Source organism: Pseudonocardia sp. SID8383 (assembly GCF_009864975.1).
GTDB lineage: Bacteria > Actinomycetota > Actinomycetes > Mycobacteriales > Pseudonocardiaceae > Pseudonocardia > Pseudonocardia alni.
Map to the genome: position 1 here is coordinate 1 of NZ_WWFY01001235.1, position 11,036 is coordinate 11,036.

At 73.6% G+C, this 11,036-nt stretch carries 11 protein-coding genes and 1 pseudogene; 4 read left to right on the forward strand and 8 right to left on the reverse strand.

Features of this window, described 5'->3' with window-relative positions:
• Positions 1-82 precede the first annotated feature (82 nt).
• The 3 genes from GTW08_RS30215 to GTW08_RS30225 all read right to left on the reverse strand — a co-directional run bounded on the left by GTW08_RS30215 (position 83) and on the right by GTW08_RS30225 (position 2,824).
• Positions 83-850, reverse strand: coding sequence for a GNAT family N-acetyltransferase (locus GTW08_RS30215; protein ID WP_337826682.1), 768 nt, complete (start codon positions 848-850; stop codon positions 83-85).
• Between the two features lie 195 nt (positions 851-1,045).
• On the reverse strand, positions 1,046-1,993 hold the full coding sequence (locus tag GTW08_RS30220; protein WP_161152868.1) for an electron transfer flavoprotein subunit alpha/FixB family protein: 948 nt from the start codon (positions 1,991-1,993) through the stop codon (positions 1,046-1,048).
• A gap of 45 nt (positions 1,994-2,038) precedes the next feature.
• Positions 2,039-2,824 carry an electron transfer flavoprotein subunit beta/FixA family protein gene (locus GTW08_RS30225; RefSeq protein ID WP_161152869.1) on the reverse strand — a complete coding sequence of 262 codons (786 nt, stop codon included), beginning with the start codon at positions 2,822-2,824 and terminating at the stop codon, positions 2,039-2,041.
• A gap of 398 nt (positions 2,825-3,222) precedes the next feature.
• Between GTW08_RS30225 and GTW08_RS30230 the strand changes: the two genes are divergently transcribed.
• Positions 3,223-3,519 carry a hypothetical protein gene (locus GTW08_RS30230; protein WP_161152870.1) on the forward strand — a complete coding sequence of 99 codons (297 nt, stop codon included), beginning with the start codon at positions 3,223-3,225 and terminating at the stop codon, positions 3,517-3,519.
• A 7-nt stretch (positions 3,520-3,526) separates the two neighbouring features.
• Here the strand turns inward: GTW08_RS30230 and GTW08_RS30235 are convergent, their stop codons facing one another.
• The 3 genes from GTW08_RS30235 to GTW08_RS30245 form a co-directional block, all read right to left on the reverse strand.
• Positions 3,527-4,939 carry a phytoene desaturase family protein gene (locus GTW08_RS30235; RefSeq protein WP_100878558.1) on the reverse strand — a complete coding sequence of 471 codons (1,413 nt, stop codon included), beginning with the start codon at positions 4,937-4,939 and terminating at the stop codon, positions 3,527-3,529.
• A 22-nt stretch (positions 4,940-4,961) separates the two neighbouring features.
• Entirely contained in the window at positions 4,962-5,732 is a 771-nt protein-coding gene (locus GTW08_RS30240; protein WP_073578461.1) for an SDR family NAD(P)-dependent oxidoreductase, read from the reverse strand.
• 76 nt (positions 5,733-5,808) lie between these two features.
• Positions 5,809-7,608, reverse strand: a complete 1,800-nt coding sequence (locus tag GTW08_RS30245; protein WP_161152871.1) for a DUF3556 domain-containing protein — start codon at positions 7,606-7,608, stop codon at positions 5,809-5,811.
• A 297-nt stretch (positions 7,609-7,905) separates the two neighbouring features.
• On the opposite strand from GTW08_RS30245, the gene GTW08_RS30250 reads away from it, so the two are divergent.
• Entirely contained in the window at positions 7,906-9,129 is a 1,224-nt protein-coding gene (locus GTW08_RS30250) for a PucR family transcriptional regulator (protein ID WP_346009997.1), read from the forward strand.
• Between the two features lie 14 nt (positions 9,130-9,143).
• On the opposite strand, the gene GTW08_RS30255 is transcribed toward GTW08_RS30250, so the two are convergent.
• A complete protein-coding gene (locus tag GTW08_RS30255) occupies positions 9,144-9,350 on the reverse strand; it encodes a hypothetical protein (protein WP_073578464.1) in 207 nt (68 codons plus the stop codon).
• A 172-nt stretch (positions 9,351-9,522) separates the two neighbouring features.
• The gene (locus GTW08_RS30260; protein WP_073578465.1) at positions 9,523-9,747 is read right to left on the reverse strand and encodes a hypothetical protein; all 225 of its coding nucleotides are present in this window, start codon (positions 9,745-9,747) and stop codon (positions 9,523-9,525) included.
• A 152-nt stretch (positions 9,748-9,899) separates the two neighbouring features.
• On the opposite strand from GTW08_RS30260, the gene GTW08_RS30265 reads away from it, so the two are divergent.
• Together GTW08_RS30265 and GTW08_RS30270 are read left to right on the forward strand one after the other, a co-directional pair.
• Complete coding sequence (locus GTW08_RS30265; protein WP_100878562.1) at positions 9,900-10,649, forward strand: class I SAM-dependent methyltransferase; 750 nt, start codon at positions 9,900-9,902, stop codon at positions 10,647-10,649.
• Positions 10,646-11,036 (forward strand): annotated as a pseudogene (locus GTW08_RS30270) (1,4-alpha-glucan branching protein); the annotation flags it as partial. The gene GTW08_RS30265 and the pseudogene GTW08_RS30270, both read left to right, overlap by 4 nt.

The window sequence follows — 11,036 nt, forward strand, 5'->3', positions numbered from 1 at the left end:
GTGGAGGCACGGCCGCGCGGCCGGAACCGGCGGCGCGGGCGGAGGGGCGCGCCGGCGTCGCCCTCCGGCCCGGCGGCGATGGTCATGCGCCCGTCACCCCGGCGGCGTCCTCGCCCAGGAAGAAGCGCAGGTAGCGCTGGTCGATGTGGTCCATCCCCAGCAGCACCGGGAAGTCCGCGACACCGAAGTCCGGGTCGTGCGCGGGCGGCCCGCACACCCAGGTGTTCAGGCGCAGGTAGCCGCGCAGCAGCGGCGGGATGCCGCCGCCCCGGCCCACGGGGGCGCCGGTCGGGTCCCAGGGGCGGTGCGGGACGGTGCGGTACTCCTCGGGCGCGAGGTGCTTCGCGCGGACCCGGTCCCAGACCGCGGCGGCCCGGGTGCCGCCGTCGGCGAGGGAGACGCTGGCGCAGCCGATCAGCCAGCGGTGCCCGGTGAGCAGCATGTAGCGGGCGAGCCCGGCCCACACCAGCCCGACGACGGCGCCGCCGCGGTGGTCGGGGTCCACGCAGGAGCGCCCGGTCTCGACGATGCCGGGGCGCAGCGGGTCGAGGTTGGTGAGGTCGAACTCGCCGTCGGCGTAGAGGCCGCCCGCGGCGCGCGCCCGCTGCGGCGGGAGCATCCGGTAGGTGCCGACGATCTCGCCCGTGGCGTCCTCGCGGACCACGAGGTGGTCGCAGTGGGCGTCGAAGCGGTCGACGTCGCGGCCGGGGACGGGGCTGTCGAGCCGGGCGCCCAGCTCACCCGCGAACACCCGGTGCCGCAGCGCCTGCGCCGCGGCGACGTCGCCGTCGTCGGTCGTGAGGAGCAGGGAGTACCGCCGGGCCGCGGTCTCGGGGGTCGAGACGATCACCTGGTTCACACCCGGCTTGGTACCGGCCGGGTGCGACACCCGGGCGGTTGCGGACCGACACGTCGGTGGCATCGGGGTGAACGGACCCGGACAGGTGTCGTCGCAGGCAGGAGCGGGTGAACAGGCCCCGCACACACGACGACGCCCGGGTGCAGGCGGCACCCGGGCGTCGACGCGGTGGAGGACCGGAAGGGCTCAGCCCTTGCGCTTGGCCACTTCCTCCTGCAGCTGCGGCGCGACCTTGAACAGGTCGCCGACGATGCCGAAGTCGGCGATCTCGAAGATCGGCGCCTCCTCGTCCTTGTTCACCGCGACGATCGTCTTCGACGTCTGCATGCCGGCGCGGTGCTGGATCGCGCCGGAGATGCCGAGGGCGATGTAGAGCTGCGGCGAGACCGACTTGCCGGTCTGGCCGACCTGGAACTGCGGCGGGTAGTAGCCGGAGTCGACCGCGGCGCGCGAGGCACCGACGGCGGCACCGAGGGAGTCCGCCAGGCCCTCGACGACCGTGAAGTCGTCGGCCGAGCCCACGCCGCGCCCACCGGAGACGATCACGGTCGCCTCGGTCAGCTCCGGACGGGACCCGCCCTGGATCGGCTCGCGGCCGGTCACGGTCGCGGCACGCCCGGACGGGGCCGGGACCTCGACGGTCTCGCGGGCACCCGCACCGGCGACGGCCTCGATCTCGATCGAGCCCGGGCGCACGGTGATGACCGGGTGCCCGGTGTTCGACTTGGCCTCGGCGGTGTAGGCACCACCGAAGATCGAGTGCGACACACCCTCGGCCGAGACGCCGACGACGTCGGACAGCAGCCCGGAGTTCGTCCGGACGGCGAGCCGACCGGCGACCTCCTTGCCGTTGCCGGTGGCCGCGAGCAGCACCGCGGCCGGGGACGCCGACCCGATGAGCGACTCCAGGACCGTCGTCTCCGGGGAGAGGAAGTCGGTGGAGTCGGTCTCGGCGACGTAGATCTTCTCGGCGCCGTGCTCGGTCAGGCCGTCGGCCAGCGTGTCCGCGGTGCCCGCGGCACCGACGACGACCGCCGACGGCTCGCCCAGCGCGCGGGCGGCGGTCAGCAGCTCGTAGGTGGTCTTCTTGATGTCACCGTCGACGTGGTCGACGAGGACCAGAACCTCAGCCATGATTCTCTATCTCCAAACGAAGAGGGAAGCCAGGAAGAACCGGGGTCAGATCAGCTTCTGGCCGACCAGGAACTCGGCGATCTTCGCGCCGCCGTCGCCCTCGTCGGTGACCTTCTCGCCGGCCTGCTTCGGCGGCTTCGGCGCCGCGGAGACGACCGTGGTCAGGGCGTTCGCCAGACCGACCTCGGAGGCGTCGATCCCGGCGCCGGCCAGGTCGAGGGTCTCCACCGGCTTCTTCTTCGCCGCCATGATCCCCTTGAACGAGGGGTAGCGCGGCTCGTTGGACTTCTCCCCGATCGACACCACGACCGGCAGCTCCGCGGTCAGGTGGGTGACGCCCTCGTCGGTCTCCCGCTTGGCCTTCACCGTGGTGCCCTCGACCGAGAGCTCGTTGGCGTGGGTCAGCGACGGCACACCGAGCAGCTCGGCGATCATCGCCGGGACCGCACCGATCTGGCCGTCGGACGCCGAGTTGCCCGCGATGACCATGTCCCAGCCGTCGACGGTGCCGATCAGCTTCGTCAGCGCCTTCGCGGTCTGCACCGCGCACGAGCCGTGGATGGCCTCGTCGGACAGGTGCACCGCGGAGTCCGCGCCCATCGACAGCGCCTTGCGGATCGCGTCGGTGGCCCGGTCCGGGCCCATGCTCACGACGACGACCTCGGAGCCGTCGTTCGCCTCCTTCAGCAGCAGGGCCTGCTCCACCGCGCGCTCGTTGATCTCGTCGATCACCGCCTCGGCACCCTCACGGTCGAGGGTGTGGTCGGAGTCGGACAGCTTCCGCTCCGAGTAGGTGTCGGCCACCTGCTTCACCAGGGTCACGATCTTCATAGGACCTCTTCGACCTCCTGCCGCGGCGGCCTGCGCCCACGCGCACACCGCGTCGTCCTTCGTCGCGTCCCGTCCCGGTCGTCCCGGGGCCGGGTCGTCTCGCGTCACCGTGACGGTGCTGCGCCGCGCGCTCTGGTCGGAGCGGGGGTGGGCCGCGGCGTCGCGCCCGTCGTAGCCGGTGACTCTGCCATTGCTCGTGCCGTAACGGCACGCCGTGCCACTGTGACGTTCATTGTTACCAACGAGTAGCGTCCCGGCAAACCGGGGCAGCTCGTGACCGTACTCACGCGCGGGACTCCTCACCTGGTGCGCGCACGAGGTCACACGCCGCAACCCCTGATCGGGGGTCCGGTTTCGCTACCGTCGGCACCTCGCGCACTCGGCAGGAGGGAGCCGTCGTGCAGGTGACGGGGTTCGACGACCGTCTGGGGACCGGTTACGTGCTCAGCACGGGGCCGCACGCCGACGAGGACGTACCGGGCAGCCGGACCGTCGAGCACGGCGGTCGCACCGTCCGGGCCACCGACGGTCTGGCCGCGATGCTGGAGGACGCGCTGGTCCACCGGCCGACCACACGTCTGGGGTGGGGCGGGCCGGAGGTCCCGCTGACCCTGGACGACGCGACGCTGCTGGCGTGGCTGCGCCAGGACATCGGCGGGGTGGTGGCCGTCAGCGGGGAGCCCGAACCCGTCTGAGCCGCCCTCAGCGGCCCAGGTGGGCGAGCGCGCGACGCGCGGCGTGCGCGCCGCACATCCCGTGCGCACCCGGGCCGGGCGGCGTCGCGGCCGAGCAGAGGAAGTGGCCCGGCGCCCCCGTGTCGTAGGGCTGCAGCGTCGTCCGCGGCCCGAGCAGCAGCTGCCGCAGGTCCTTGGACCCGGTCAGGATGTTCCCGCCGACGAAGTTCGGGTTGCCCGCGAACGCGGCCGGGTCGGTGACCATCGTGCCCACGACCCGCTCCCGGAAACCGGGCGCGAACCGTTCGATCTGCTCGGTGACCGCCTCGGTGGCGTCGCCGGTGTACCCGCGGGGGACGTGCGCGTAGGCCCACACGGGGTGGACGTCGCCCGCCGACCGGGACGGGTCGGCCAGGTACTGCTGCCCGACCAGGACGAACGGCCGCTCCGGCATCCGGCCCGCGTGCACCTCGCGCTCGACGAGTGCGTTCTCCGCCGCCGACCCGACGACGTGCAGCGTCCCGGCCCGTCGCGCGTCGGGGTGCGTCCAGGGCACGCCGCCCGCCACCGCGTAGTCGACCTTGAACGCGGCCGGGCCGTGGCGGAAGCGCCGGTAGGCCCGCGCGACCCGTGCCGGCAGCCGGTCCCCCAGCAGGGCGGGCAGCCGATCCGGGCCGACGTCCCACACCACGACGTCCGACGGCGGCAGCTCGTCCGCCGTCCGCACGTGCACCCCGGTCTCGACCTTCGCCCCGTGCTCGGCGAGCACCGCGGCGAGCGCGTCGGAGATCGCCCGCGACCCGCCCTCGGCGACGCCCCAGCCGTGCCGGTGCCCGGCGGTGAACAGGCCGAGCCCGATCGCCGAGGACAGCGGCCGGTTCAGCGGCCGGAACGCGTGCGACGCCGACCCCAGGAACAGCGCCCGCCCGCGCTCGGTGCGGAACGCCCTGGCCAGCACCTCCGCCGGGAGCACGGTGGGGGCACCGAACCGGGCCAGCAGGAGCGGGTGGCGCGGGATCCGCACCAGCGGGCCGAGGAAGTCCGGGGAGAAGGTGTCGTAGTCGCGCACCGGTCCGGTGAACAGCGCACGCCACAGCGCGCCGTCGGCCCCGAGGCCGGCCGCGGTGCCGGCGACCGAGCGGACCAGGACGCCGGCGTCGCCGCCGTCGAGGGGGTGGGCGCAGTCGACCTCCGGCAGCCGCCACCGCAGCCCGTACCGGTCCAGGCCCAGCTCCTCGAGCACCGGCGAGCCGACGGCCATCGGGTGCACCGCCGAGCAGTGGTCGACCAGCAGCCCCGGGACGATCGCCTCCACCGTGCGGGTGCCGCCACCGATCTCGTCGGCGGCCTCCAGCACGGTCACCGCCACCCCGGCGCGGGCCAGCAGGGCCGCGGCCACGAGCCCGTTCGGCCCGGATCCGACGACGGTCGCGGTGGTCATGGCGTCCTCCTGGGGTACCGGGTCAGAGCAGCGACGCGTCGAGGCCACCGTCGAGGACGAGCCCGCTGCCGGTGCAGAAGCGGGACCGGTCGCTCGCGAAGAAGAGCGCGGCCTCCGCGACGTCGTCGGGGGTGCCGTAGCCGCCCTGCTTCTGCTCGATCAGCCCGTCGAAGCCACCGGCGGGCAGGCCGAGCGCGGCCTCGAAGCCGGGGCGGGCCGACGTCACCAGGTCGGTGTCGACGAAACCCGGCAGCAACGCGTTGACCCGCACACCGTACGGCCGCAGCTCGGTCGCCGCGGTCCTGGTCAGGTTGACCACGCCGGCCTTGGCCGCGGCGTAGTGCCCGATCAGCGGGGAGCCCGCCGTCGCCGTGACCGAGGCGAGCGTGACGATCGTGCCGCCACCGGAGGCGATGATCGCGGGCGCGGCGTAGCGGATCGACAGGAAGACACCGTCGAGGTTGACCGAGGTGACCTCCCGCCAGTCGGCGAGACTCATCTCCAGCAGCGGCTGCGGGCGCCCGACCCCGGCGTTGGGGACGAGGACGTGCAGCCCGCCGTGCCGTTCGACGGTGTGCGCGACGAGCTCCTGGACCTGCTCCTCGTCGCGGACGTCGCAGGACAGGTGCGTGGCGTCCGGGATCTCCTGCGCCGTGCGCCGTGCGGCGTCGCCGTCGATGTCGGAGACGACGACGGTCGCCCCCTCCTCGGCGAAGCGCCGGGCGATCGCCCGGCCGAGGCCCTTGCCCGCGCCGGTGACGAGCGCGACGCGGCCGTCCAGTGCGTCTCCCATGTCGTGTCCCTCTCGTCGTGCGGTGTCGGTCCGGCGGGACGGGCGGGCTGCGGTGTCTCCGCCCGTCCCGCGGGTCTCAGGGGGCCGGGGCCTCGACGCCGTCGCCGGCCGTCGCCCGCTGCGGGGCGCGCCAGGTGACGGTCAGCGGGATCGGCCCGTTCGGCAGCCACGGCTGCTCGGCGACGGCGTCGGCGACCTTCCAGTACCCGCGCTCGACCACGCCGAGGGCGGCGTCGATCAGCTGGTAGTGCTGCACCGACGAGTGGATGGCCTGGGACTCCACCCAGCAGACGACGAACTCGCCGGGCGCGAACCCGATCCGCTTCTGCAGGGCGGCGATGAGCTGGGCGTCGTGCAGGTGGCCGTCGCCGAAGTTGAACCCGATGACGGAGTTGCAGCCGAACTCGGCCTCGCGGACGGTGCGGGAGTCCAGGTCGTCGAGCCGGGCGGCCAGGACCGAGAACAGGCCGCGCCCCTGGGAGTGCATCGACCGCCAGGCGATCGTCTGCTGCATGGTGACCTCGGCGACCGCCGGCGGGTAGCCCAGTGCCTGCAGCTGGTCGACCTGGTTGGTGGTGGGCCGGTGCGGCAACCGGTTCAGCTTCTCCTCCGCCCCGGGGGTGAAGGTCCACAGCGCCGACGCCCAGTTGCCGGCGTACTGGCGCATCGACGGCAGGAACGACACCAGGTCGGGTCGCAGGTTGCCCAGCACCGGGAAGAACGCCAGGCAGGCCACGATCGCGACGGTCAGCACCGGGGAGGACATGTCGCCGATGCCGAAGCCGTCGCCGTTGGGGAAGCCGAGGAACAGGAAGACCGCCAGGTAGCAGAACAGGATGTTCCACTCCAGTGGCACCGCGAGCGGGAACGTCGAGGTGATGAACAGGTGGAACACCACCATGAGCACCACACCGGCCAGGGTCAGCCGGTGGTCGGTCGAGAACAGCAGCACCAGCGGGGTGATGATCTCCACCGTCGTGCCGCCGACGTGGGCCATGAACGTCGCGAGCCGCGACGGCCGCAGGTCGCCCGAGGCGTCCCGGTAGTGCGCCCGCTTGATCCACTTCGAGGGGATGCAGGGGCTGTTGGACACCATCGGCGGGATGACGTTGGTGAAGTGCCTGCCGAACTTCGACACGCCCGCACCGATCCACACCATGCAGATCAGCAGCTTCGCCGCGACGATCATGTCGACGAAGGGCAGCGTCCCGAAGAACACCATCGCGGGCAGGTACTGCTCGCCGCGGGCGGCCAGGAAGATCGTCTTGTCGCGCAGGCCGCACAGGACCAGCAGCACGATCGGCGCGATCATCAGCCAGGGCGCGACCAGCCCGGAGGTGTTGTCGGGCAGCACCGCCGACAGCGACGCGCTCGGCACGCCGGGCAGCACCACCGCGGTCAGCAGCGAGGCGACGAGGCCCAGGTAGAGCACGACGTCGAGCAGGGTGCGGGTGTCGCCGTCGGTACCGGGGACGGCCTTCCACGGGCGGAGCCGGATGGTGCCGGGGCGGGCCCAGAACAGGATGCCGCCGGTCATCGGCCTGAACTTGCCCGCGATCGGCCCCCAGGACCCGGCGACGCCGACGACCTCCAGCAGCACCGTCCAGAGCACCAGCTTCTGGTAGACGACCGGCTGGTCCCACCAGCCCGACACGTCCCAGAACGGGCCGACGCCGGAGGTCCAGGTGATCAGCGCGGTCCCGATGACGCAGTAGAGGACGAGCAGCTTCACGACGTAGGTCGCCGGGATCATCTTCGGCGACCCGAAGCCGTACTGCGTCCAGTGCAGGGCGAGCGCCTTGGTCCGCTCGAACAACGGCCTGTCGAGGAAGGTGTCGAGATCGACCGGGGGGAAGTCCCCCGTCTTGAACCCCATCGTGCGGTCCTCTCCGGTGGAAGGTTCGGTGGCCGTCCGCGGGCGGTGTCCGGGCAGGACGGCTCCCCCGCCGGACCGTGCGGGTCCGCGGGAGGTCGGTGGGTGCCGGGTACGGGGGCCGGGCGGTGCGCGGGCGCGCCGGCCGCCGTCGGGATCGGTGTCGGGGAAACGTAGGTCCCCGGGTGTGACCGACGCCATGTACGGCGATCACGAATCGCGGGCGGCCCGTTGTGCCGGGGACACAACCGGGACGTACCCGCCGGTCCGGGGACCGGCCGACCCGCTAGCGTCGCGCGGGTGTCCGCCCACGTCGACGAGGTCGTGGCGGCCGTCGCCCGCGACGTCGAGGCCCGGCTGCCCGAGCTGACGACCGCGATGACCGACTGGTTCGTCGAGGTCATCCCCGAGTTCCGGCACGACGAGACGCTGCGCAGTCTGATGGTCGCGAGCACCTCGGCGAACCTCGTCGCGATCATGGACATGCTCGTCCACTCGATCCCGATGGACCGCATCACGGTGCCGCCCGCGGCCGCCGAGTACGCCCGCCGCTTCGCCCAGCACGACCTGTCGCTGGAGGCGCTGCTGCGGGCCTACCGGCTCGGCGAGCAGATGTTCGCGCAGTGGGCGCTGGACGCGCTGCGGGCCGGGCCGCACCACGGGGACCCGGACGTGCTCGACGCGGTGTCGGTGCTGAGCGAGCGCACGAACCGCTACATCGACGAGGTCATCGCCGGACTCATCGACATCTACGAAGCCGAGCGACGGCGGTGGAGCACCCGGTCCGGAGCAGGGCTCGCGACCCGGGTCCGGATGGTGCTCGACACCGACCCGCTGACCGACGCGGCCGCCTCGGAGCTGCTGGGGATCCCGGTGACCGGCCGGCACACCGCGGCGCTGGTGTGGGCCCCCGCGTCCGGCGACGGCCCCGCCGACGGGCACGCGCTGCAGGCCGGGGCCCGGCTGCTCTACGAGGCGTGCGGGCGGACCCCGCTGACGGTGCTCGCGGACAGCCGCACACTGTGGGCGTGGCTGTCCGGGCCCGACGAGGTGCGGCTGGACGTCGGCCTGCTCCGCGACCGGCTCCCGGCCGGGGTGCGGATCGCCGTCGGCGGGTCGGCCACCGGGATCGACGGGTTCCGCGGCTCGCTCGCCGAGGCGCAGCGGGCCCGTGCGGTGGCCGAGACCGCCGAGGACCGGCCCGCGGTCGTCCGGTTCGACGACGTCGCCGTCGCCGCGCTGCTCACCGACCGGTCCGAGGACCTGCGCCGCTGGGTCGCCCGGACCCTGTCCGGACTGACCGCCGACGAGCCCGGCACCGACCAGCTGCGCGAGACGCTGCGGGTGTTCCTGGCCGCCGGGGGGAGCTACATCCAGGCCGCGGCCCGGCTGCACCTGCACAAGAACACGGTGCACTACCGGGTGCGCAAGGCCGAGGAACTGCTCGGGCGCCCGGTCGGGGAGGACCGGCTGCAGGTCGAGGTGGCGCTGCTGGCGGCGTCGCTGCTGCGGGGACGGCTGTAGTCCGACGCCTCTGCTCAGCTCACGCGGCGGCCGGGCGGGGGCTCGGCGGGGACGCGGTCCTCCTCGGGCACGACCATCGACAGCACCTCGCCGAGTGCCTCGTCGTCCATCGCGCGCGGCTCGACCGGCTCGTCGCCGAGCACACCCGACACCACCCAGGACCCGGACCGCCCGGTGATGGTGAGCGACAGCGTCTCGTTCTCGTCCACCGGGTCGTTCATCCTGGGCTCCTCTCGGCACGACGCCGTCGGCGTCACCCCTGGCCCGCACGGGCCCGGGGTACGGCGGATACCCGTCGGTGGGCAGGTGATACCCGTCCGGGGGCCGACCGCACGCCGACCGGCACGAACCGTGCGCCGACCGCGAAACGGACGTGCGCGACCGGACTGCGGCTCAGCCCGGGTGACGGCGGCCGGGCGCGGGGGCCGGGTACGCGGGCCCGTGCGCTGACGACGGTGCCACCGGCAGCATCGCCCACAGCATCTCGGCGAGTGCGCCGTCGTCCAGCCCCTTGAGCGGCAGCGGTTCCCGGCCGAGCACACCCGACACCAGCCAGGATCCGCTACGGCCGGTGATGGTCAGCGTCACCGTGTCCTCGTCGGTCGCGATGTCGTTCATGTGTCCCCCTCCGTCGTGCCTGGCGGGATGTCGGTCGGGCTCCACGTCATCAGACGTCCGTGGTGACACTGCGTTGCTCCGCGTCGACGAGCGGTAGCGCACGCGAGGGGACCGGTGCGAACTCCCTCCGACGGGCGTGGTGAAGTCGGTGGGTGACCAGCAGCCTGCCCCTCACCGGAGAGCGCACCGTCCCGGGCATCAGCCACGAGAACTACTGGTTCCGCCGCCACGAGGTGGTCTACGCGGCCATCGCCGCCGACTGCTCGGGCGTCGCCGTGCTGGAGGCCGGCTGCGGCGAGGGCTACGGCGCCGACCTGCTCGCCGGGGCCGCCCGCTCGGTGCTGGCGCTGGACTACGACGCGACGACCGTGGCCCACGTCCGTGCCCGCTACCCGCGGGTGGGCGTGGCCCGGGCCAACCTCGTGGCGCTGCCGGTGCCCGACGGGAGCGTCGACGTCGTCGTGTCGTTGCAGGTCATCGAACACCTGTGGGAGCAGGAGCGGTTCCTGCGCGAGTGCAGGCGGGTGCTGCGTCCCGGCGGGCGGCTCATGGTGTCGACGCCGAACCGGATCACCTTCTCCCCCGGTCGTGACACCCCGCTCAACCCGTTCCACACCCGCGAGCTCGACCCGCGCGAACTGGCCGGCCTGGTCGACGACGCCGGGTTCGGCCGTGTCGTCGTGCAGGGGCTGCACCACGGTCCGCGGCTGCGCGAGCTCGACGCCCGCCACGGTGGTCTCATCGAGGCGCAGACCCGGCTGGCGTTGTCCGGGGAGCCGTGGCCGCACGCGCTGGCCGTCGACGTCGCCGGGGTGCGGTGCTCGCACTTCGTGCTGCGCACCGGCGACGACACCGACCTCGACGCCTCGCTCGACCTGCTGGTCACGGCGACCCGGCCGTGAGCGGCGCGCCCGTCGGGACGTTCTGCCTCGTCCTGCACTCGCACCTGCCGCTGCTGGCCCGGCACGGCCGGTGGCCGGTCGGCGAGGAGTGGCTCTACCAGTCCTGGGCGCACTCCTATCTGCCCGTCGTCGCGATGCTGCGGGAGCTGGCCGAGGAGGGCCGCACCGGGCTGGCCACCCTCGGGGTGACGCCGGTGCTGGCCGCGCAGCTCGACGACCCGCACTGCCTGCGCGGGGTGCACGACTGGCTCGGCGGGTGGACGCTGCGCGCGCACTCGGCGGCGGGCCGGCTGCCGGACCTGGCCGCGCACGAGCACCGGGTGTCGACGGCGGCGACGGCCGAGTTCGAGCGGCACTGGCGCCACGGCGGGTCGCCCGCCCTGCGCG